Here is a 21,432-nt window from a genome sequence, read left to right on the forward strand (position 1 = left end):
CCGGGTTAATCCTGCGACAGGCGCGCGCTCAGCGCGCGGCCAAGCGCAATGAACTCCGCCAGTTCATCGGGGCGTCGCAACAGGTGCTTGTAGCGGATCCTCAGCCCATGACGATTGCGCGATACGATAGGATGCTGCGCCTCGTTGCGGCCTTGCCGGGCTGCCGCCAGTTCCGGAGCGTCACGCAGGCCGTCCAACGCATCTTCGGTGCCGGGAGTGGCAAAGAGCGTACCGGCCCCGGGTCCGGCAACCGATCGCAGCTCCGCCGCCTCATCACCCAAACCGCCGGTCATCTTGTTCAGCATCATTCGCATGAAATTGCCGGACCCCATCTTTTCCATCATCATATCCGCCATTGCGGCGGTCTTGGCGGGAATGTCGGGGCCGAGCAGGGCCATGCCATCGGAAAGCGCCAAACGGGGCTGATCGAATTGCGACCAACTGGTCCACGAGCCGCCTTTGGCGCTGTTTGATCGGAAATACAGGGTGACTTCCCAACCTTCATCGGGGTCCGAGATAAGCGTGCGACTGCCGCGCCCGCCGCTTTGCGGCTCATAGCGGAACTGCCACCCGTTCTGAGCGGCCATGGCCTTCATCGCGTCCCGCCGTTTGTGGCTGCTGCGGATGGCAAAGGCAATCAGACCGGTGCCCGCGAAAGAGGCAAGGATCAGAACGGCGGCGGCGAGGTAATCCATGAAAAATCTCCGCTAGGCGCAAAGGTTCAAATAAAAAAAACGGGCAGGAAGATCCCGCCCGTTCGGTCTTGCACGTCGTCGACGTGGTTCAGGCGTTGGCTTCGCGGATCTTGTCCGCAGCATCCTTGTTGTAAGCGACGCCCTTGTCGTCGAACAACTGGTCCAATTCTCCCGAAAGGGTCATTTCGGTGACGATGTCGCAGCCACCGACAAATTCGCCCTTCACGTAAAGCTGCGGAATGGTGGGCCAGTCCGAAAAGTCCTTGATCCCCTGGCGCAGCGCGTCATCGGCCAGCACGTTCACATCGGCATAATCCACGCCCATGTAGTTCAGTACACCGGCCACGCGGCTGGAAAAGCCGCATTGGGGCATGGTCTTGTTGCCCTTCATGAAGAGCACGACGTCATTGGCGTCGACGGTCTCCTGGATCTTGCTGTTCGCGTCTGTCATTTCTTTCTCCGTTCCGCGACCCTGCGGCGCATCCCGCGCCGAGGCCGCTGTTCATCTCGTCCATGTAAGGTCGGGATAGCGAGCGTCCCGGCCCTTGTGCCGTTTCCGTCTGTCACAGGGGGCGGGCGATGCCGCGCTGCCTGCCTCAGTCCGGGGCCTTGGTGGTCAGCGCCAGCGCGTGCAGCGCCCCGTCGGGGCCGTCCATCTTGCCCTTCAGCGCCGCATAGACCGCGCGCTGCTGCTGGACACGGTTCTTGCCGCGAAAGCTTTCGTCGACAACCATGGCAGACATGTGGACCCCGTCCTCTCCGTCGACGGTGATCTTGGCATCAGGGAAAGACTGGCGCAGCAGATCCTCGATTTCCTGGGCGTACATCGGCATGTATGCGTCTCCGCGCGTTGGTTGTATTCGACAAAATTAGTGTGCCATCCGGGGACGTGCAAGGCGGCTGCGGCCGAGTGCCCGAAATGATCCGATCCGCCCTCAGGCGGCGAGCTCGATCCAGACGGGCACATGGTCCGAAGGTTTCTCGCGTCCGCGAATGGCGGCGTCGATCTGGCATTCTGTCATCAGGTCCGCCGCGGCTGGTGTCAGCAAAAGATGGTCGATGCGGATACCGTTGTTCTTTTCCCATGCGCCGGCCTGATAGTCCCAAAAGCTGTAGTAGCCGGGGGTCTGGTTGCGGGCGCGGAACGCCTCGGTAAAGCCAAGGTTGAGAATCCGGCGAAAGGCGGCCCGGGTTTCCGGGCGGAACAGCGCATCTTCGGTCCATAGTTCGGGGCGTGCGGCGTCTTGGGCCTGGGGGATTACGTTGTAATCGCCTGCCATCAGCGCGGGCATTTCGCTGGCCATCAGGTCGCGGGCGCGGGCCTCCAGCCGGTCCATCCAAGCCAGCTTGTAGTCGTATTTCGGGCCGGGTGCCGGGTTGCCATTGGGCAGGTACAACCCACAGATGCGCACCGCCTGCGTGTCGCCCATGACAGTGGCCTCGATCCAACGGGCCTGTTCGTCACTGTCGTCGCCGGGCAGGCCGCGCCGCACGTCTTCCAGTGGCCGTTTGGACAGGATGGCGACACCGTTAAAGCTTTTCTGACCGTGGGTTTCCACGTTGTAACCGCGATCTTCGAAGGGCTCGCGGGGGAAATTCTCGTCCACCGATTTGATTTCCTGACACAGGACCACGTCGGGTTGCGCCTCGTCCAGCCAGTCCAGCACCGCGGGAAGGCGGGCCTTGATGCCGTTGATGTTGAATGTGGCGATCTTCATGCGGCGTTCTCCTGACGGTCCGGGGTTCATGGATTGCAGGACAGGGGCTGACGGTCAAGCGCGTCAACAAAGCCCTAAATTGTATCAGACTGGTTGAGCATTGAGTCATCCTTGCAACTTAACAGCGAAAAGCCTGTCACAAACGACCCACTGGAACTCGCATGATTCGGGGATGATTCGAGGGTTTGCTGGTTTGCAAAGTGCCGTTGCGCTGCAAACTCTGAGTTTATCCACAAGAATTTTGTTTCTGTGGATAACCCGTATTGTCTCACCTTCCGAAACCGCTGCGCGAATCGGAATTGTGGATAAACTTTCTCTTAAACAACCTTAACAAGAATTAACTTTTTTGCAAACTATTTTTACGTGCAGATTTCAAGGGCATAGCTGCTCAACCTGAAAAAGGAGCGATCCCATGACTGCCCTCATCAAGCTGCACACCTCTGAAGAAATCGTTTCCAAGCCGGAAACGAGCGCCTTCGCTGGCGAGGCCGTCGAAGCCTTCACCTCGTGGTCGGGTCCTGCCGAAGGCGACCTGTTCTCGGGTGCCTGCGTCGAAGCCTACACATCCTGGTCCGGTCCGGCGACCGGCACGCGCGAAGCGGGTGATGCTGTCGAAGCTTTCACGTCCTGGTCGGGTCCGGCAACAGGTCAGATGGAAAACGGCGCAAATGTCGAAGCCTTCACTTCGTGGTCGGGTCCGGCAGCGGGCGACCGTGACGCAGGCGATAATGTCGAGGCTTTCACCTCGTGGTCCGGCCCGGCGGCTGGTGACATCGAACGCGGCGACAATGTTCAGGCCTTCACTTCGTGGTCGGGTCCGGCAGCGGGCGACCGTGACGCAGGTGATAATGTCGAGGCTTTCACCTCGTGGTCCGGCCCGGCGGCTGGTGACATCGAACGCGGCGACAACGTTCAGGCCTTCACTTCGTGGTCGGGTCCCGCAGCGGGCGACCGTGACGCAGGCGATAATGTCGAAGCTTTCACCTCGTGGTCCGGTCCCGCCGCGGGTGACGTCGAAACCGGTGACAATGTTCAGGCCTTCACCAGCTGGTCCGGCCCGGCACGCGCCTGATCCACGACACTGATACCCGGGCGGGGCGGGGAACGCTCTGCCAAGCGACAGAGGAGACCCAAGCGATGAGCAATATCATCCAACTGACCGTCCCGACCCGGATAGCCCCCCTGGAAGCGCGGATCACCGCGCTTCTGGGAGCCTTCGCCGACCATCGCCGTCACGGTGACGACGTGTTCTGGCTGAAGGAAAACGCGGAACTGCTGAACATTCTCGAATGCACCGGACAGGCCGTCGCCCCCGAGGCGCTGGCCCGCCACGCCGCCTTCTACGCTCAGGCTGTGCAGAGGCTGGAGTTCTTTCCGCAATATTATCGTTTCATCCTGTCGCTCGCGCTGGACCTCGAAGATCTGGGGATGCCCGGCGATCAGGCCCAGAAGATGGTCGATTTCGCCGCCCGCGAAGGCCTTGCCGAAGCGGAACTGTCAGATCTGCAACGTGCCGAAGCGCGCCGATTGATGACCCGGCGCGGCGTCGATCCGGTCCGCGATGCGGGGCTGAACGACCGGCTGCGGGAGTTCTGTTCGCGGACCAAGACCTTTGCGTTGCCGAACAAGAAAGCCGCTTATGAGCTGACGCATATCGTCTATTACCTGTCGGAATACGGTCGTCGCGATCCCGGTCTGCCATCCGAGGCGATCCAGAGCCTGCATTTCGCTGGGTTGACCGCCTTTCTGGACCAGAATGCCGACCTGCTGGCCGAGATCTGCATCGCGTTGCGTTATTGCGGTGAGGTGCCGCCGGGTGTTTGGACCGCCTGGCTGGAAGGCGAAACCGCCGCCTATGGCGTGATTGCGGATGTTTCTGCCTCGGTTAACGACGATTATCACGAATACCTCGTCTGCAATTGGCATCAGGCCGTTACCGGGGCACCTCTGTTTCGCAAAGCCTTGCGCGACGACCGGCTGCGGTTCGAACGCGGAGCCCGTGCCCAGACCGTACTGCGGGAACTGAGCCAGGCGATTTACGGTCTGGATCACCGCTCGGGCGATTGGGACAGGATGCGTCCGCGCATGGAACCTGCGCTGTCGCCCGAAGCACGCGACGTGCTCAGCATCGCCTCGCAGTCCAGCGCCCTGTTCGATGCCTATTTCGAGGGCTTTGCCCGGGCAGGTCGCGCATGACCCGGCTGTTGACCCTGTCCGGCGCAACTTTGGGCGCGGCACTGATCTTTGTCTATACCGGCATGATGGCCGCGGCGGACGGGATCACCAAGTTCATCGCCGGCGGATATGCGGCACCGCAGCTTTTTGTTCTGTCCTCGGCCTTGGTCATGGCCTTTGCGCTGGCAGGTGCGCGGTCGAACGGGCAGGGGCCCGGCCTGCGCATCCGGTCAAAAAAGGCGATGTTCATCCGGTCCGTCCTGACGGTCATTGCCTCGGTCGCCTTCTTTCAGGCGTTCCGCCTGTTGCCTTTCGCCGATGTCTTTCTTTTCATTGGGCTGATCCCGCTGATCGCGGCAGCGCTGTCCGGGCCGGTGTTGGGCGAAACACCGCGGCCGATGGCATGGGCAGCCTTGGCCGTAGGGGCCGGCGGCGTTCTGTTCCTGATGCCCGGCGGCCTGTCCGGCGCGCAGGCAGGCCACGCTTGGGCCTTGCTGGCGGCGGTGACCGGTTGCGCATCCATGCTGGCCGCACGCGTGATTGCCAAGGTCGAACGCGCACCGCTGGCACAGGTTTTCTGGCCCAACGCCGCGCTGATGGTGGCCATGTCTCTGGCGCTGCCCTTCGTGTGGAAACCGATGAGCCTGACCGACATGGCGTGGGTCACCGCCTATGCGGCTGCACTGTTCGCCGCCCGCTACGTTGTGGCCGAGGCCCTGCGCCTGTTGCCCGCCTATGTGGCCACGCCGCTGATGAACCTGCAATTCGTCTGGATGGTGGCGATCGGTTTCCTTGCCTTCGGCGAAGTCCCGACGCTGGGCACCTGGGTGGGGGTCATGTTGGTGGTTGGTTCGGGCATGTGGCTGGTGCTGGAAGAGCACCTGACCCGGCCCAAGGTCATCCCGGCGGAATGACCACATATATAGAAAGTGTCAGAGGCGCCGTCGACAGCGCCTCTTTTACCATGCGAAAAATCGCGGTGTCAGATCGAAAAAGAGGTGCCGCAGCCGCAAGAGCTGGTGGCATTCGGGTTTTCGATCACAAAGCGTGCGCCGATCAATTCGTCGGAAAAGTCGATCACGGCACCCGACAGAAAGGGCAGCGAGACCGGATCCACAATCACCCGCTCCTCACCCTCGGTGATCACAAGGTCATCATCGGCGGGATCGTCCAGCGAGATGTCATATTGAAACCCCGAACATCCGCCCCCTTCGACGGCCACGCGCAATGCCTTGCCACCGGCACCGGCGCCGATTTCGGCGAGACGGGCAAAGGCCCGGTCGGTCACTTTCGGCGGAAGCTGCATCTTGGTCCCCTTTGCTGCGGCCACGCCTGATACCTAGGCGCAGCGGCGGGGGGCTTCAAGCGGTGACGCGGCGGGTGATGTCATCGAGCCAGACAGGAATGCGCCCGCCCCATGACAGGGGCGGGCGTCGCAAGTGGCCGTGATGCGGTTTACTGCTGATCGCCAATCCAGTTTGCAAGATCCACCGAATGCAGCGCAAAGCGGCGTCCGGTCGACAGTTCGTGGCTGAGGTGCAAACCAACCACGGCACCGGTTCCGGCATCAAAGATCGGCGCGCCAAGGTCGCCATAGTCGCTTTGGCAGTTATGCTCAAAGGACTTGGCGGGCAGATAGGCCGGGTCCGTTGGCAAGGCACCGCAATGCTGGATCTGCATCGACCCGCCGCGCGGGAACGACAGCATGTACAGCGGCGAGCGCGGGTCTGGCGTGGTCTGGCCGACGCGCTGAATGCGATCCGGGGCAAAGTTGGTGTCCGGGTCGGCGATGTGCAGGATCGCAAGACCGGTTTCCTTGCTGGACAGTTCCGTATCCAGTGTCAGCACATAACCCTGTGCGGTCCACAGACGCTGATCGGGAAAGACGTGGTCAAAGACGATGCGGATCTCTTCGATCTTGCTGGCACCGACGCGCGGATCTTCGAGGACGCCGGGCACGCAGGCATAAGAAGTGGCCACCACCGAGGGGCCAAAGACAAAACCCGAGCAGAACACCGGGCCATAGTCGGTGGTCACGCGGATCCGTCCCGTGCCGCGCACGTTGTTGAGCATGGATACCTCATAGCCGTCGCTATAGGCGGGAGCGGCGAAAGAGATATAGGGCATCTCTTCGACCGGTTTCACATCGGTCGAGGGCGCGGGGTCAAGGGGCGCGCCAGCCAGCAGCGGCGAACCGGTTTTGGGCGCAGGCACGGGCCGCGGTTGCGGGTTGCGCGCGGGCAGGGGCGATACCGGGCTGGGGGCCAGAACGCTGGGCGGTGCACTGCCCGGGTTGCGCGCGGGCAGGGTCACAACCGGATCGGGTGTCGGACCGGGGCGCGGCGGGCGCGTTGTTGGATTCGGGGCCTTGGCGGGCGGGGCGCCCGGATTGATGGCCGTCGGGTTCTTGGCCTTGATGGTGATGGTACCGTCGTCCTTTTCGGGCTTGGCGGTTGGATCCAGCACGAGGGTTTCGTTGACGGTCTTCTTCGGAGCGCCATCCTTGTCGAGGACGAGATCGGCCAGAACGGGCGCCGGCAGGCTAAGGGCGAAGCAGCAAAGTGCGACGCTGCGCAGGGGACTGAACATGGTTTTCTCCAAGGGTTGAACGATAAAAAACTTGCCCCCAGTCTAGCTTTTCGCTGGTTTCCCTCAAAGTAAGGAACCCCGGACGTTTCCCTTGGGCGGCTCTTGGTCAAGTGACTGAAATCGTTCATGGCGCAAAAATGTGCCGGTTCCGCTCACTGCCGGTTGTCGTTCTGCGGCAGCGGCCGTCGAATCGCCCGGCGTCGGAGCGGTCCAAGGGGTTTTTCGCCAAGTCGTTGTTAACGCTGAGCCAAGCGGATAAGAGACGCGCGGGACACGCAAGCAACTTGGGACCAGACGTCATGCGCGCCAAATTCGCCTCGACCCACAACAGCGCGCGCGGGCGGCGCTATCCGGAAGAGGAAAGCGCGCATCGCTCGTGCTTTCAGCGCGACCGCGATCGCATCATTCATTGTTCCGCCTTTCGCAGGCTCAAACACAAGACGCAGGTCTTTGTTGAACACGAAGGCGATTTCTATCGCACGCGCCTGACCCATTCGATCGAGGTCGCGCAGGTGGCGCGGACAATCGCCAATGCGCTTGGGTTGAATTTTGACCTGACCGAAGCCGTGGCGCTGGCGCATGACCTTGGCCATACCCCGTTCGGGCATACGGGCGAGGATGCGCTACACGCGCTGATGGCACCCTATGGCGGGTTCGACCATAATGCCCAGACGCTGAGGATCGTTACCCGTCTGGAACGGCATTATGCCGAGTTCGACGGGCTGAACCTGACATGGGACACGCTGGAAGGCATCGCCAAGCACAACGGTCCGGTTGCGCCTTTGGGGCCGGATGGCAAGCTGGTTGGCGATATCCCTCACGCGCTGGCCGAATACAACGCCGAGGACGATCTGGAACTGCACACCCATGCCAGCGCCGAGGCGCAGGTGGCGGCCCTGTCCGATGACGTGGCCTATAACAACCACGATCTGCATGACGGTCTGCGGGCCGGCCTGTTCACCGAGGAAGAGATCGCGGCGCTGCCGATCATCGGCGACGCCTATGCCGAGGTTGACCGGAAGTATCCCGACACCGACAGCTATCGGCGGCGGCACGAGGCGCTGCGGCGGGTCTTTGGTGCCATGGTGACTGATCTGATCGGCACATCCCGCCAGCGCCTGTCCGACTCTGGTGCGGAAAGCGCGCAGGACATCCGCGATCTTGGCCACCCGGTGATCGCCTTTTCACCGGAGATGTGGGCCGACCTCAAGCAGATCCGCAGTTTCCTGTTCACCAATATGTATCGCGCGCCCAGCGTGATGGATCAGCGCGCCCGCGTGACCGAGGCGGTGAACGAATTGTTCCCGATCTATCTCGATGAGCCGTCGCATTTGCCGCAACGGTGGCAGGGCGACGTGGCCGCGGCCGAGGATGAAACCGCGCTGGCGCGGCTGGTGGCCGACTACATCGCCGGAATGACCGACCGTTTTGCCTTGCAACAGCATGCGCGCTTTACCGGGCGGGACGTTCTGGACGGGTTCTGGCCCGGCCAGGATGCCGGTGCCTAGGCGGATCGACGCGGGCCGGGCGGCAGGCTAGGCTGCCGCATGTCAGGACGGCAGGGAGCAGAGCATGGCAGTTGCTGAGACAGGCGGGTTGGACCCCGTTCTGGCCTTCGGGCTGGTGGGGGCGCTAGGCGTCGGCAGCCAATGGCTCGCCTGGCGGTTGCGGCTGCCCGCGATCGTGCTGATGCTGGTGGCGGGACTGGTTATCGGACCGGTGACCGGCATTCTGGATCCGGCGGTACAATTCGGCGACATGCTGCAACCCATGATCGCGGTTGCGGTTGCGATCATCTTGTTCGAAGGCGGTCTGACATTGGATCTGCATCGGCTTTCCGATGCGGCCAAGGGCGTGCGACGGCTGGTTCTGATCGGCGCGCCACTAGGGTGGCTGGCCTCAGCCTCGGCGCTGCATTGGGTTGCAGGTCTCAGCTGGGAATCCTCTGCGGTCTTTGGCGGTATCATGATCGTGACCGGACCCACAGTGATCGCGCCCTTGCTGCGACAGGCGCGACTGCAACGCCGCCCCGCGGCCCTGATGCAGTGGGAGGCCATCGTCAACGATCCGGTTGGCGCATTGGCGGCGGTGCTGGCCTTTGAGGTCGTCGTCGTCCTGCGCACCACCACGGGTGCAGGTCCGGCCATGGTCGAGATCGCGCTAGGCATCGCCGTTGCAACGGCCTTGGGACTGGCCGCAGGTTGGGGCGTCGTGCGCGCCTTTCGTCAAGGCTATGTGCCGGAATACATGAAGGTCCCGGTGCTGTTCGTCGTGTTGCTGGCGGTTTTTGCCGTGGCCGACCACGTATTGCATGAATCCGGCCTGCTGGCGGTGACCATCATGGGGCTTTGGATCGCCAATGCGCGCCTGCCCAGCTTTGCCGAGATCTATCGGTTCAAGGAACATGCGACGGTTCTGCTGGTCTCGGGTGTCTTTATCCTGTTGGCCGCGGGCATGAGCTTTGAGCGGCTGGCCGTGCTGGACTGGCGCGCCGGGGCCTTTGTTCTGGCCGTGATCCTGTTGGCGCGGCCTTTGCCCGTGCTTGCGGCGCTGGCCTTTACCAATGTTCCTTGGCGCGAACGGTTGCTGGTGGGGTTTACCGGGCCGCGCGGTGTGGTCCTTGTGGCGGTTGCGGGCCTGTTCGGTGAACGGCTGGCGCAGCTTGGTCTGCCGGATGCCGACAGGATCGCTCCGCTGGCTTTTGCGCTGGTGGCGGCCACCGTGGTTCTACATGGTTTCACCCTTGCGCCCATGGCGCGGCTCTTGGGGTTGACGGCGGCGCGTTTGCCCGGCGTGTTGATCATGGGCGGGTCGAAATGGGCGGTGGAACTGGGCGCGGCCTTCAAGAAAATGGACCTGCCGGTCATCATCGCCGACCCCAACAATGCCCATCTGCGCAGCGCACGCGAGGCGGGGTTGAACACCTTCTACGGTGATATCCTCTCTGAGGCGGCAGAGGATCGCGTTGATCTGGTGGCCTATGAAAAACTGATCTGCGCCAGCGACAATGACGCCCACAACACCTTGGTAGCCACCGACCTTGCGCCGGAGTTCGGGCGCGAGAATGTTTTTCAGCTCAAGCGCGTGCGGGACACTTCCAGCCGCCACAGCCTGCCCGCCACGCTTGGCGGTCGGGCTTTTGGTGCGGATGAGACTTTTTTCGAGGTCAACGCCGCCATCACGGGCGGCTGCGAGTTCCGGGTGACCAAGTTGACCGAAGAGTTCACTGTCGAGGATTGGCGCGAAACCCAACCTCAGGCGGTGCCCATGGCAGAGCTTGGACCCAATGGCACCTTGCGCCTGCTGGGGCCCAAGGACGAGTTGCGCGGCGGACCGGGAACCCAGCTTTTGTCCAGACTTCCCAAGCGCCCCGAGCGACGACAGAACGGTGAAGGCGCCAAGGAGGCCTGACGCCCGTTTGACGCCACTCCGCAAAGTGATAGAGACCGGCCAACACTGGAGCCGATGAGATGAACCTGTTTTCCGATATCCGCAGCCTCGTGCTGGAGGCCATTGCCGCCCTGCAAGCCGAGGGCGCGCTGCCCGAAGGGCTGAACACCGACCCCGTCACCACCGAACCGCCGCGCGATCCGCTGCATGGCGACATGGCGACCAATGCCGCGATGGTGCTGGCGAAACCCGCCAAGGCCAAGCCGCGCGACATCGCCGAAGCGCTGGCCGCCAAACTGCGCATCGACGACAGGATCGACAGCGCCGAAGTGGCCGGTCCCGGCTTTCTCAACCTGCGGCTGGCGCCGTCGGTCTGGCAGGCACTGCCGGGCAAGATCCTGACGGAAGGCACCGCCTATGGCCGGTCCGACATGGGCGCCGGCAAGAAGGTGAACGTCGAATATGTTTCGGCCAACCCGACCGGTCCGATGCATGTCGGCCACGCACGCGGTGCCATCGTCGGTGATGCCATGGCGTCGCTGCTGGCCTATGCCGGATATGACGTGACACGGGAATATTACATCAATGACGGCGGGGCACAGGTCGATGTGCTGGCCCGGTCGGTGTACCTGCGTTACCTCGAAGCACACGGCCAAGAGGTGGAATTCGCCGATGGAACCTATCCCGGCGACTACCTGATCGAAGTGGGCCAAAAGCTCAGGGACAAGGTGGGCGAGGCCTATCTGGACAAGGGCGAAGAGGTCTGGCTGGCCGAGGTGCGGGGCTTTGCCACCGACGAAATGATGGCCATGATCCGCGAAGATCTGGCGCTGCTGGGCGTCAAGATGGACCACTTCTTTTCGGAAAAGTCGCTCTATGGCACCGGCAAGATCGAGGCCGCCATCGACAGCCTGCGGGACAAGGGGCTGATCTATCGCGGCGTGCTGGAACCGCCCAAGGGCAAAAAGCCCGAGGATTGGGAACCCCGCGAACAGACGCTGTTCAAATCCACCGATCACGGTGATGACGTGGACCGGCCGATCATGAAGTCGGACGGATCGTGGACCTATTTCGCACCCGACATCGCCTATCACTATGACAAGGTCGAACGAGGGTTCGACCTGTTGATCGATATCTTTGGCGCGGACCACGGCGGCTATGTCAAGCGGATGAAGGCGGCGGTTTCGGCGCTGTCCGATGGCAAGGTGCCGCTGGAAATCAAGCTGATCCAGCTGGTCAAACTGTTCAAAAACGGCGAACCGTTCAAGATGTCCAAGCGGGCAGGGACCTTTGTCACCCTGCGCGACGTGGTAGACATGGTCGGCAAGGACGTGGCGCGGTTCCACATGCTGACGCGGAAATCCGACGCGGGGCTGGACTTTGACTTCGACAAGGTCGTGGAACAGTCCAAGGAAAACCCCGTCTTCTACGTCCAGTACGCTCATGCACGGATCTGTTCGGTGCTTCGCAAGGCGGCCGAGGATGGCGTGGAGGTCAGTGATGCCACTCTGGCATCGGTCGACCTGTCGTCGATGACCCATCCGGCCGAGATCGCTCTGGCCGGAAAGCTGGCGGAATGGCCGCGTCTGGTCGAGATTGCCGCGCGCACACAGGAACCGCATCGGATCGCCACCTACCTGTCGGAACTGGCCGCAGAACTGCATGGATTGTGGAACCGTGGCAACGACGCCCCCGAGCTGCGGTTCCTTCAGGATGACCCGGCTGCAACACAGGCGAAAATCGCGCTGGCGCGGGCCACCGCGGTTGTGATTTCCGCCGGTCTTGGTATCTTGGGCGTGACCCCGGTGGAAGAAATGCGCTGACAAAGGCGCGCCCGCCAGGGTCTCGAGTTGAGCAGTAATGCATTCGGGCGGCCATGTACCGCCCGGGGGACAAGAGGCGAATATGGCGGATTTCACGTATGAAGGGGCCCCCGCGGCCCCGGTGTCTATCAAGATGGCCTCGGTCGCGAATTGGGCCGGGGCTGCCGTGTCGCTTGCCCTGATCGCGGGAATTGCGGTCTGGGGCTATCGCGTGGTGGCGCGGGATGTCAGCGGTGTGCCCATCGTGCAGGCCATGTCCGGCCCGATGCGCGAGGCGCCCAAGGATCCCGGCGGCACGCTGGCCGATCATCAGGGGCTGGCCGTCAATGCCGTGGCGGGCAGTGGTGCGGCCGCCGATCCGGCGGATCGGTTGATGCTGGCACCGCGCCCTGCAGGGCTCCAGGCCGAGGATGTGGCGCTTGGCGTGCTGAAACCGGTTCCGCAGGCCGATCCGAAACCGGCTCTTGCGCGCAATGCCGAAATCGTCGCTCTGCAACCGCAAGGGGCCCCGATCCCCGAAAGCGCCGATCCCGTGGACAGCGGCCCACTGGCGGCACTGGCCGACGAAATCGCGTCGCGGTCGAAACCGCTCAGCCCGCTGGCCCCCGGTACCGATGCCGAGGTTGTCACCGCCTTGGCCAAGGCGCTGCCGGATGTCGGTTCCGCCGTCGACAAAGAGCGTTATACCGGCCCGGGACTGGCGCGTTCGCTGCGTCCGCGCCTGCGGCCTGCTGGCCTGTCCTCAACGGCGCGCCCCGTGGCCGCTGTTGCGGCGGCAGTCGCTTCCGCACCTGTCACCGAAATCGATCCTGCCACCCTGCCTGCCGGGACCCGTCTGGTTCAGATTGGGGCTTTTGACAGCCCGGATGCCGCGCGCAGCGAATGGGACAGGCTGGACGGTCGTTTCGGGGACTACCTTGCCGGAAAGGATCGCGTGATCCAAAAGGCCGCCTCCGGTGGGCGCACGTTCTACCGTTTGCGGGCGCACGGGTTTGTTGACCTTTCGGACGCGCGCCGCTTTTGCGCGGCCTTCGTGGCGCAAAAGGTCGATTGTATTCCGGTTGTGACGCGATGACCCGGTTTGGCGCGGTCATTCTTGGTTGCGCCGGATCGACGCTCTCGGAAGCGGAAAAATCTCTCTATTCCGAAACGCGCCCCTTCGGCTTTATCCTGTTCAATCGCAATCTACAGGACGCGGACCAGATCCGCGCCCTGTGCGATGCCTTGCGAGAGGCGGCAGGCCACGACGCACCGGTTTTCATCGACCAGGAAGGCGGTCGGGTGCAAAGGTTGCGGCCCCCGCTGGCGCGCGCATGGGCACCGCCTTTGGAGGACGCTCGGGCCGCAAATGCCGAACGCCGGTTCTATCTGCGCGGGCGTCTGATTGCGCATGAATTGTGCGGCTTTGGGATAGATGCCAACTGTGTGCCGACGCTGGATATCGCGCGGACAGAGACCCACGCCGTTTTGCGCAATCGCTGTTACGGGACGGATCGGGACAGTGTCATTCGCAATGGTCGCGCCTTGGTTCAGGGCTGTCGGGATGGCGGCGTGCTGCCGGTCATGAAGCATCTGCCTGGCCATGGACGCGGCACACTGGACAGCCACCTTGAACTGCCGCGGGTCACGACCTCGCGCAGCAGTCTTGGGGACGAGGATTTTGCAAGTTTCGCGGCCTTTGCCGACCTGCCGATGGCAATGACCGCGCATCTGGTCTTTGAGGATATCGACCCGCGCCCGGCAACGTTGTCGCCGGTCATGAACGGGGTGATCCGCAATGACATCGGCTTTGGCAATCTGCTGATGACGGATGACATCTCGATGCAGGCCCTGTCCGGCACAGTGGCGGAACGCGGGACTGCGGCGCGGGCCGCAGGCTGTGACGTGGTCCTGCATTGCAACGGCGATCTGGCAGAGATGCAGGCGCTGTGCGCCGCTGTCGGCACGATGGACGATCCCGGACAGGCACGGGCCGAGGCGGCCCTTGCCGCCCGGACACAGCCCAAGCCGGTTGACATCGACAGCTTGCGCGCCGAGGCTGACGCCTTCGCAGCCCTGGACCCGCGCCCAAACCCCGCATGAGTGACGCAGACACGCCCGATCTGGTTGAACTCTCCGTCTCTGAACGCCTTGCCGCCGAGGCGTTGGTGGTGGATGTGGACGGGTTCGAGGGACCGCTGGACCTGTTGCTGAACATGGCCCGGACCCAAAAAGTGGACCTGCGGACGATTTCGATCCTGCAACTGGCGCAGCAATACCTGACCTTCGTAGAACGGGCCAAGGCGCTGCGGATCGAACTGGCGGCGGACTACCTCGTCATGGCAGCTTGGCTGGCCTTTCTGAAATCGCGGCTTTTGTTGCCGCCCGATCCGACCGAGGAAGGCCCTTCGGGCGAGGATCTGGCTGCGCACCTTGCCTTTCAGCTGGAACGCTTGCAGGCCATGCGCGATGCCGCCGCGCGCCTGATGGCGCGTGACCAACTGGGGCGCGATTTCTTTGCGCGCGGCCTGCCAGAGAAGATGGAACAGCTGCGACAGGTCCGCTACACCGCGTCTTTGCTGGACCTGATGCAGGGCTATGCGCGGATCCGCACCCGCGATGAATTCCGTCCCTTCGTGATGGACCGCGACCATGTCTTTACCATGGAACAGGCGCTGGAACGGATGCGTGGCATGATCGGTTTTTCCGGCCAGTGGACCGATATTCAAAGCTATCTGCCCGATGGCTGGGCCGAAGATCCGCAACGCTGGCGTTCGGCCACGGCGGCGACTTTTGCCGCTTCGCTGGAACTTGTCAAAGAGGGCAAGGCAGAGTTGAAACAGACCGGCACCTTTGCCCCCATCCTGTTGCGCCGCAAGGAGTCGCGCGATGACTGAGACCCCGGATACCGCGCCAGAAGAAGACACCCCGGCCGCCCGCGACAGCCTGTTCGAGGCACCGCCCATCGGGGAACAAGAGCGTATGGTCGAGGCCATCCTCTTTGCCAGCAGCGAACCGGTGACGGTAAAGGAACTGAACGATCGGATGCCGCACGGTTGCGACGCGGCCGAGGCCTTGGTCTATCTGCGCAAAAGATACGAGGGACGCGGCGTGCGTGTGGTGCGTGTGGGCGATGCCTGGGCGATCCGGACGGCGCCGGACCTGGGCTTTTTGATGCAACGCGAAACGGTCGAGACCCGCAAACTGAGCCGCGCCGCCATCGAGACGCTTGCGATCATCGCCTACCACCAACCGGTGACGCGGGCCGAGATCGAGGAAATCCGGGGCGTGTCTGTCAGCAGGGGCACGGTTGACCAGTTGCTGGAGATGGAATGGATCCGATTTGGTCGGCGGCGGATGACGCCGGGGCGGCCGGTAACTTTCGTCGTGACGCAGGAATTCCTGGACCACTTCGGTTTGGAATCCGCGCGTGATCTGCCGGGGCTTGCCGATCTCCGGGCCGCGGGGCTTTTGGAAAGCCGTCCTTCGCCCCTGGGCGTACCGCAACCGGGCGATGGGGACGTGGATGCCGAGGACGAACCGATGGAAGGCCAGAGCGAACTGTTCGAGGACTGAAGCGCCCGAAAATGGGCACAATCGCCTGATATGTCACCGGCACCCGTCCAAAGATTCGGGCAAGGAGGGAGTGGGCATGTCACTACAACAGGTTCTGAACATGGTGCTGCGGCAGGTGACGCGGAGGTTGGTCAATAAGGGGATCGACGCGGGTATTCAGCGCGCCACCGGTGGCGGTCAGCAAGGCCGTCAGGCGCAAAAGGCCATTCGTCAGGCCCGCCGGGCCGCGCGTATGGCGCGACGTGGCTAAGCTATCAGAGCCTTAAAAGGCTCGAAAATGCTTGGAGAGTTTCAGCCCTTGCCCCTGATAGTTCGAGGCAATGCCGGCACCATAAAGCTGTGCCGGCACTTCTGACATGCGCTCATAAACCAGACGTCCGACGATCTGACCATGTTCCAGCACAAAGGGCGCTTCGTGACAGCGGACTTCCAACACGCCACGGGCACCGGCACCGCCCGCAGCGGCATGGCCAAAGCCCGGATCGAAAAAGCCCGCATAGTGAACCCGGAACTCGCCGACCATGGCCAGATAGGGGGCCATTTCTGCGGCATATCCGGGCGGGATATGCACCGCTTCGCGGCTGACAAGGATATAGAACGCTCCGGGGTCAAGGATCAGGCGGCCATTGTCGCTGTGCAGTTCATCCCAGAACTCACGGGGGTCGTAATGGCCGATGCGGTCCAGGTCGATGACACCGGTATGCGGACGGGCGCGATAGCCAACCAAATTGCCGCTTTGGGGCCGCAGGTCGACGGAAAACCCCAAGCCTTCGCCGATGACGGCAGGTCCGCCCCCCACAAGCGTTTCCGCCTGATGCAGATCCTGCAATTCGCCGTCTGTCAGCACGGATCGGCCATCGCGAAACCGGATCTGGTTCAGTCGCATTCCGGGGCGGACAAGCACCGAAAAACTGCGCGGGCAGATTTCGGCGTAAAGCGGGCCGTCATACCCTGTCGCGATACGGTCAAATTCGACCCCGCCATCAGTGATGACTCGAGTCAGCAGATCCAGCCGCCCGGTCGAGCTTTTGGCGTTTGCAATGGCTTGCACTCCTGCGGGCAGTTTGACCCTTTCCATAAGCGGAACAAGGTAGACACAGCCCTTTTCCAGAACAGCCCCGTCGCCGCCAAGGGAAATGCGGTGCATTTCGAATTCATTGATGCGGTCGGCCACACTGCGGGTTTCACCGGCAAGGAACGAGGCGCGCACGCGGTATGCGACCGTGCCCAACCTTAGGTCTAGACTGGCCGGTTGCACCTGTCCTTCGACAAACGGGGCATCTGCGGAGATAGCACCGTTCTTGATCAAGGTTTCGATCTGTTGGCTGGCCAGTACCCCGGTCATCGCGTCCCCCTCGTTTCGGGCTTAGTATCAAGCGCCTCTGCGGATTTGGAGCGCAAAAAACACCGCAAGGTGCGGAATGCACCAGCCTTCCGCATGCGCAGGCGGCTACAAGTCGGATAACCATTTTGATGATTTGGTCGGGCTAGCAGGACTCGAACCTGCGACCTTCCGTCCCCCAGACGGACGCGCTACCAGGCTGCGCCATAGCCCGACTTGTCGGGCGTTCTTACGCTATTTTTCGGCAAGAGCAACCCCCGTAAACGAATTTTCGGTGCCTTAATTCAACGGGGCCGCAAGCCTGTCGCGGAACGCGACAAGCGCGGGCATTTGGGCCGCCAGTGCCGCCCGTTGTTTGGCATCCAAAGTGGCAATTCCTGCGATATGCCCCAGAGGACCGACTGCGGGATGCTGTGGTTTGGGCGCTTCGCTCTGCGGCTCGGGTGCCCCGAAGTCCTGCAAGGGAATCGCGGGTCTCGCGGCTTCTTCCGGGGCCGGGATCACCGGTTCCGATTCGGGCGCAGGGGCCTCTTCGGCGTCATCCAGATCGATGACTTCGCCGTCGACATCGTCCTCGGGGACGAAATCAAAGGGCAACTGGGACGAACCGTGCCTGTCCCCGGTGTCATGCTTGACCGACATCTGACCAACCGGTTCCGTTGCCTCGGGTGCGGCAATGGGGTCGACGTCGTCCGGCGGCACATTCGTGGGGTCCATTTCCTTCGGTTCAGTCGCCATTGGTTCAGGATTGGGCGATTCCCTGTCCTTGGGGTTCGCAGCCGGTGCGTTTTCGGGCAGTGTCGAAAAGTCTTCTCCGACACTTTCCGGGTCGAAGTCTTCCGACAGCGACGGAGCGGGGGCCGAAACCTCGACTGGCTCTTCGACGAGTTCTTCGGCGCGCGCCTCGGCCACTTCGGGCTCTGGCTCGGGTTGAGGATCTGCTGCCGGATCATCGGGCAGGGGGGAGCCCTCTGCCGGATGGTCAGCTTCCTGACTGGCGGCCTTGGCCTGCTGCATCACGGCCTCGCCGGGGAAGGCGACGACTTCGGCCTCGTCCATGTCGACTTCGACGTAAGGCGCATCCTCGATCACCGGGGGCTGATCCTCAGTCTCGGGGTCTACAGGTAGCGAGGCCAGAGAAGCCACATGGCGCACGCCCTGTTCTCGCAAAACCTTTTGAACGCCTTTGATGGTCATCCCGTCATCATGAAGCAAGCGTTTGATTCCGCTTAGCAACTCCATGTCGGCGGGGCGATAATAGCGGCGACCACCGGCCCGTTTGACCGGTTTCACCTGGCTGAACTTGCTTTCCCAGAAGCGCAGGACATGGGCCGGAGTCTCCAGCCAATCCGCAACTTCCGAGATGGTGCGGAACGCGTCGCGGGATTTGGGCATGAGCCTTGCCTCAGAGGTTGTTAGTTTTTGTTGCCCGCGGCCACGCGGTCTTTCATCAGGTGCGAGGGCCGGAATGTCAGCACGCGGCGCGGTTGAATAGGCACCTCTTCGCCGGTCTTGGGATTGCGCCCGACCCGAGCGGCCTTTTCGCGGACAGAAAAGGTCCCGAAGGACGAGATCTTGACCTGCTCACCTTCGACCAACGCATCGGACATGTGCTGTAGCACCGCCTCGACCAGTTCCGCGCTTTCGTTGCGCGACAGGCCGACTTCGCGGAAGACAGCTTCGCTCAGATCCATGCGAGTCAGGGTCTTGTCACTCATCTTCGTCCCTCCCGGTGTTTTACCCGGATTATCGGGGCGAAAAATCACAAGTCAATATCAACGACTTGCGGCAAGCAATTTATCCAGCACGAAAAGCCCCGGATGCAACATCGCAGGGCACCAGCGTTACCAGCGCAACACCACGGCACCCCATGCAAGACCGCCGCCAATGGCTTCGGTTACGATCAGGTCGCCGGGCTTGATCTGTCCACGTGCCTTGCCGACCGAAAGCGCCAGCGGAATCGAGGCGGCAGAGGTGTTGCCGTGATCCTGAACGGTGACCACGACCTGATCCATCGGCAGGCCAAGTTTCTTGGCCGTACCGGAAATGATGCGGATATTGGCCTGATGCGGGACAACCCAATCGACCTCGTCCGAGCCGATTCCGGCCTTCTCCAGGGCCGAATTGGCCGTGGCCGCAAGTTTTTCGACCGCGTGGCGAAAGACTTCCTTGCCCTGCATCCGAAGGTGGCCGGTGCTTTGCGTGCTGACGCCGCCATCGACGTAAAGGATATCGCGATAGCGCCCGTCGCTGTTCAGATCGGTAGACAGGATGCCGCGATCCGCCTTGCTGCCTTCGCCTTCGGCCGCTTCGAGGATCAGTGCCCCGGCGCCGTCGCCGAAGAGAACGCAGGTGGAACGGTCGGTCCAGTCCATGATCCGCGAAAAGGTTTCCGCGCCGATGACCATCACACGCTTGGCCTGACCAGAGACGATCAGCGCGTTGGCATTGGCAAGGGCAAAGATGAAACCGGCACAGACCGCTTGCACGTCAAAGGCGTAACCGGCGGTCATGCTCAATTCGGCCTGCACCATCGTCGCGGCGGAAGGAAAGGTGAAATCCGCGGTCGAGGTGGCGACGATCAGTGCGTCGATTTCGGCGGCATCGATCCCGGCGTCCTGCAAGGCCGCCTTGGCCGCCCGGGCCGCGAGATCGGAGGTGGTTTGCCCTTCGGCGGCGAAATGGCGGCGTTCGATCCCCGAACGGGCACGAATCCATTCGTCGGATGTGTCCAGGGTCTTTTCGAATTCGGCATTTTCAACAACGCGGTCGGGCAGGTAATGCCCGACGCCGGTGACGACGGCGCGTGTGGTCATGGTGTCTTGCGGTCCTTTTCTGCGGCGCCATCCTGCGCCGCCTCGGCGGCAGAGGCAACCCGTGCCGCAAGCCGGTCGGCGAAACCCGCCCGCGCCAGTTCGTAGGCAAGCTTGACGGCGGCGGAAACCCCGGTGGCATCCGCAGATCCGTGGGATTTCACCACTGTTCCGTTTAGGCCAAGAAACACGCCGCCATTGACGCGGCGCGGGTCGATCCGCTTTTGCAGGCGGCGCAAGGAGGTCAGCGCCAGCAACGAGGCGATCCGCGACAGGGGCGAATAGGCGAATGCCTCACGCAGCAGATCACCGATCAGTTTGGCGGTGCCTTCGCCAGTCTTGAGCGCGACATTGCCGGTAAACCCGTCGGTCACGATCACGTCACAGGAATCGCCGGGAATGTCGCCACCTTCGACGAAACCGACAAAGGAATAATGTCCGACTTCTTCGTGCGAGGCGATCTTGTCATGCGCCTCTTTCAACTCGGCGCGGCCCTTGTGTTCTTCGGTGCCGACGTTCAGCAGGCCGACGCGGGGCCGGGACAGCGACAGCCCGTTGCGGGCATAGGCGGCACCCATCAGTGCGTATTGCAACAGATCTTCGGCGTCGGCGCGGATGTCCGCACCCACGTCCAGCATCACGTTGAAGCCCTGAGGGTTGCGCGACGGCCACAGAATCGCAATTGCCGGGCGGTTCACCCCCGGCAATTTGCGCAGACGCACCATCGACAAAAGCATCAGCGCGCCGGTGTTGCCGCAACTGACCGCGACTGTTGCTTCACCTTCGCGGACCGATTCAAGCGCCGACCACATCGACGTGCCCTGACCATGGCGCATGACCTGGCTGGGCTTGTCCTTCATACTGACCACACCCTGCGCGTCGCGGATATCGACGCGTTCGGCCAGCCCACGACGACGCGCGACCAGCCGTTCCAGCTCTTCGGCCGGACCGTGCAGGATGAAATGCAGTTCGGGATTTTTGTGAGCGGATTTATGGATGCCCGCGACCACCGCCGCCGGGCCCCGGTCGCCGCCCATGGCGTCGACCGAAATCACGATCCGGGACGGGCCTGCCTTGGAGGTGTCCTTCACAGAGGTCATGCAGGCTACGTCCCGAAGACCTTAATCAGGCCGCGTCTTCATCCAGATCGACGTCGTCGGTCGTCGCGATGATCTCGCGCTCTGCGTAGTGGCCGCAGGACGGGCAGACGTGATGCGGGCGCTTCAGCTCGCCGCAGTTGTCGCACTCGTTCGGGTTTGCACCGATCAGCGCGTCATGTGCGCGGCGATTGTTGCGGCGCGACTTGGAAACCTTGTTCTGCTGGACAGCCAT

At 62.7% G+C, this 21,432-nt stretch carries 23 protein-coding genes and 1 tRNA gene; 11 read left to right on the forward strand and 13 right to left on the reverse strand.

Translation table 11 applies throughout. The features are described from left to right. Window positions 1-5 precede the first annotated feature (5 nt). The 4 genes from KJP30_RS02245 to xth form a co-directional block, all read right to left on the reverse strand. A complete protein-coding gene (locus KJP30_RS02245; protein ID WP_218447372.1) occupies window positions 6-695 on the reverse strand; it encodes a hypothetical protein in 690 nt (229 codons plus the stop codon). A gap of 88 nt (window positions 696-783) precedes the next feature. Next, the gene (grxD, locus tag KJP30_RS02250) at window positions 784-1,146 is read right to left on the reverse strand and encodes a Grx4 family monothiol glutaredoxin (RefSeq protein ID WP_218447373.1); all 363 of its coding nucleotides are present in this window, start codon (window positions 1,144-1,146) and stop codon (window positions 784-786) included. Between the two features lie 145 nt (window positions 1,147-1,291). Next, the gene (locus KJP30_RS02255) at window positions 1,292-1,528 is read right to left on the reverse strand and encodes a BolA/IbaG family iron-sulfur metabolism protein (protein ID WP_218447375.1); all 237 of its coding nucleotides are present in this window, start codon (window positions 1,526-1,528) and stop codon (window positions 1,292-1,294) included. A 102-nt stretch (window positions 1,529-1,630) separates the two neighbouring features. Further along, the gene (xth, locus tag KJP30_RS02260) at window positions 1,631-2,413 is read right to left on the reverse strand and encodes an exodeoxyribonuclease III (RefSeq protein ID WP_218447377.1); all 783 of its coding nucleotides are present in this window, start codon (window positions 2,411-2,413) and stop codon (window positions 1,631-1,633) included. A 412-nt stretch (window positions 2,414-2,825) separates the two neighbouring features. Between xth and KJP30_RS02265 the strand changes: the two genes are divergently transcribed. From KJP30_RS02265 to KJP30_RS02275, 3 genes are all read left to right on the forward strand, one after another. Next, window positions 2,826-3,485: a DUF6749 family protein gene (locus KJP30_RS02265; RefSeq protein ID WP_218447379.1), complete on the forward strand. Its 660-nt coding sequence runs from the start codon at window positions 2,826-2,828 to the stop codon at window positions 3,483-3,485. Window positions 3,486-3,550: 65 nt separating this feature from the next. Further along, on the forward strand, window positions 3,551-4,609 hold the full coding sequence (locus tag KJP30_RS02270; RefSeq protein ID WP_218447380.1) for a DUF6902 family protein: 1,059 nt from the start codon (window positions 3,551-3,553) through the stop codon (window positions 4,607-4,609). After that, on the forward strand, window positions 4,606-5,502 hold the full coding sequence (locus KJP30_RS02275; protein ID WP_218447382.1) for a DMT family transporter: 897 nt from the start codon (window positions 4,606-4,608) through the stop codon (window positions 5,500-5,502). Before KJP30_RS02270 ends, KJP30_RS02275 begins: the two co-directional genes overlap by 4 nt. A 68-nt stretch (window positions 5,503-5,570) precedes the next feature. On the opposite strand, the gene KJP30_RS02280 is transcribed toward KJP30_RS02275, so the two are convergent. Both KJP30_RS02280 and KJP30_RS02285 read right to left on the reverse strand, forming a co-directional pair. Further along, window positions 5,571-5,894: a HesB/IscA family protein gene (locus KJP30_RS02280; RefSeq protein ID WP_218447384.1), complete on the reverse strand. Its 324-nt coding sequence runs from the start codon at window positions 5,892-5,894 to the stop codon at window positions 5,571-5,573. Window positions 5,895-6,043: 149 nt separating this feature from the next. Then, window positions 6,044-7,177, reverse strand: a complete 1,134-nt coding sequence (locus tag KJP30_RS02285; RefSeq protein WP_218447386.1) for a trypsin-like serine peptidase — start codon at window positions 7,175-7,177, stop codon at window positions 6,044-6,046. A 299-nt stretch (window positions 7,178-7,476) separates the two neighbouring features. Between KJP30_RS02285 and KJP30_RS02290 the strand changes: the two genes are divergently transcribed. The 8 genes from KJP30_RS02290 (at window position 7,477) to KJP30_RS02325 (ending at window position 16,195) form a co-directional block, all read left to right on the forward strand. After that, the gene (locus KJP30_RS02290; RefSeq protein ID WP_218447389.1) at window positions 7,477-8,685 is read left to right on the forward strand and encodes a deoxyguanosinetriphosphate triphosphohydrolase; all 1,209 of its coding nucleotides are present in this window, start codon (window positions 7,477-7,479) and stop codon (window positions 8,683-8,685) included. A gap of 64 nt (window positions 8,686-8,749) precedes the next feature. Next, window positions 8,750-10,588, forward strand: coding sequence for a cation:proton antiporter (locus KJP30_RS02295; protein WP_218447390.1), 1,839 nt, complete (start codon window positions 8,750-8,752; stop codon window positions 10,586-10,588). A 59-nt stretch (window positions 10,589-10,647) separates the two neighbouring features. Next, the gene (gene argS, locus KJP30_RS02300; protein ID WP_218447391.1) at window positions 10,648-12,390 is read left to right on the forward strand and encodes an arginine--tRNA ligase; all 1,743 of its coding nucleotides are present in this window, start codon (window positions 10,648-10,650) and stop codon (window positions 12,388-12,390) included. 82 nt (window positions 12,391-12,472) lie between these two features. Continuing rightward, window positions 12,473-13,465, forward strand: coding sequence for an SPOR domain-containing protein (locus KJP30_RS02305; RefSeq protein WP_218447392.1), 993 nt, complete (start codon window positions 12,473-12,475; stop codon window positions 13,463-13,465). Continuing rightward, entirely contained in the window at window positions 13,462-14,472 is a 1,011-nt protein-coding gene (locus KJP30_RS02310; protein WP_218447393.1) for a glycoside hydrolase family 3 N-terminal domain-containing protein, read from the forward strand. The genes KJP30_RS02305 and KJP30_RS02310 overlap by 4 nt, the downstream gene beginning before the upstream one ends. Next, window positions 14,469-15,266 (forward strand): segregation and condensation protein A, encoded by a 798-nt coding sequence (locus KJP30_RS02315; RefSeq protein WP_218447394.1) that lies wholly within the window; start codon window positions 14,469-14,471, stop codon window positions 15,264-15,266. Before KJP30_RS02310 ends, KJP30_RS02315 begins: the two co-directional genes overlap by 4 nt. After that, the gene (scpB, locus tag KJP30_RS02320) at window positions 15,259-15,945 is read left to right on the forward strand and encodes an SMC-Scp complex subunit ScpB (RefSeq protein ID WP_218447395.1); all 687 of its coding nucleotides are present in this window, start codon (window positions 15,259-15,261) and stop codon (window positions 15,943-15,945) included. The genes KJP30_RS02315 and scpB overlap by 8 nt, the downstream gene beginning before the upstream one ends. A gap of 76 nt (window positions 15,946-16,021) precedes the next feature. Continuing rightward, window positions 16,022-16,195: a hypothetical protein gene (locus KJP30_RS02325; RefSeq protein WP_218447397.1), complete on the forward strand. Its 174-nt coding sequence runs from the start codon at window positions 16,022-16,024 to the stop codon at window positions 16,193-16,195. A gap of 12 nt (window positions 16,196-16,207) precedes the next feature. Here KJP30_RS02325 and KJP30_RS02330 read toward each other — a convergent pair whose 3' ends face one another. The 7 genes from KJP30_RS02330 to rpmF form a co-directional block, all read right to left on the reverse strand. Then, complete coding sequence (locus KJP30_RS02330; protein WP_218447398.1) at window positions 16,208-17,290, reverse strand: 2'-deoxycytidine 5'-triphosphate deaminase; 1,083 nt, start codon at window positions 17,288-17,290, stop codon at window positions 16,208-16,210. Window positions 17,291-17,424: 134 nt separating this feature from the next. Next, window positions 17,425-17,501: transfer RNA gene (locus KJP30_RS02335), tRNA-Pro, on the reverse strand. 65 nt (window positions 17,502-17,566) lie between these two features. Then, entirely contained in the window at window positions 17,567-18,682 is a 1,116-nt protein-coding gene (locus KJP30_RS24835; RefSeq protein WP_246594326.1) for a MerR family transcriptional regulator, read from the reverse strand. A gap of 20 nt (window positions 18,683-18,702) precedes the next feature. Next, on the reverse strand, window positions 18,703-19,005 hold the full coding sequence (gene ihfA, locus KJP30_RS02345; RefSeq protein ID WP_218447400.1) for an integration host factor subunit alpha: 303 nt from the start codon (window positions 19,003-19,005) through the stop codon (window positions 18,703-18,705). Between the two features lie 126 nt (window positions 19,006-19,131). Further along, complete coding sequence (locus KJP30_RS02350) at window positions 19,132-20,103, reverse strand: beta-ketoacyl-ACP synthase III (RefSeq protein ID WP_218447401.1); 972 nt, start codon at window positions 20,101-20,103, stop codon at window positions 19,132-19,134. Next, window positions 20,100-21,200 carry a phosphate acyltransferase PlsX gene (gene plsX, locus KJP30_RS02355; protein ID WP_218447402.1) on the reverse strand — a complete coding sequence of 367 codons (1,101 nt, stop codon included), beginning with the start codon at window positions 21,198-21,200 and terminating at the stop codon, window positions 20,100-20,102. Before plsX ends, KJP30_RS02350 begins: the two co-directional genes overlap by 4 nt. Before the next feature lie 25 nt (window positions 21,201-21,225). Beyond that, on the reverse strand, window positions 21,226-21,432 hold the full coding sequence (rpmF, locus tag KJP30_RS02360; RefSeq protein ID WP_218447403.1) for a 50S ribosomal protein L32: 207 nt from the start codon (window positions 21,430-21,432) through the stop codon (window positions 21,226-21,228).

Source organism: Antarctobacter sediminis (genome assembly GCF_019218285.1).
Taxonomy (GTDB): Bacteria; Pseudomonadota; Alphaproteobacteria; order Rhodobacterales; family Rhodobacteraceae; genus Antarctobacter; species Antarctobacter sediminis.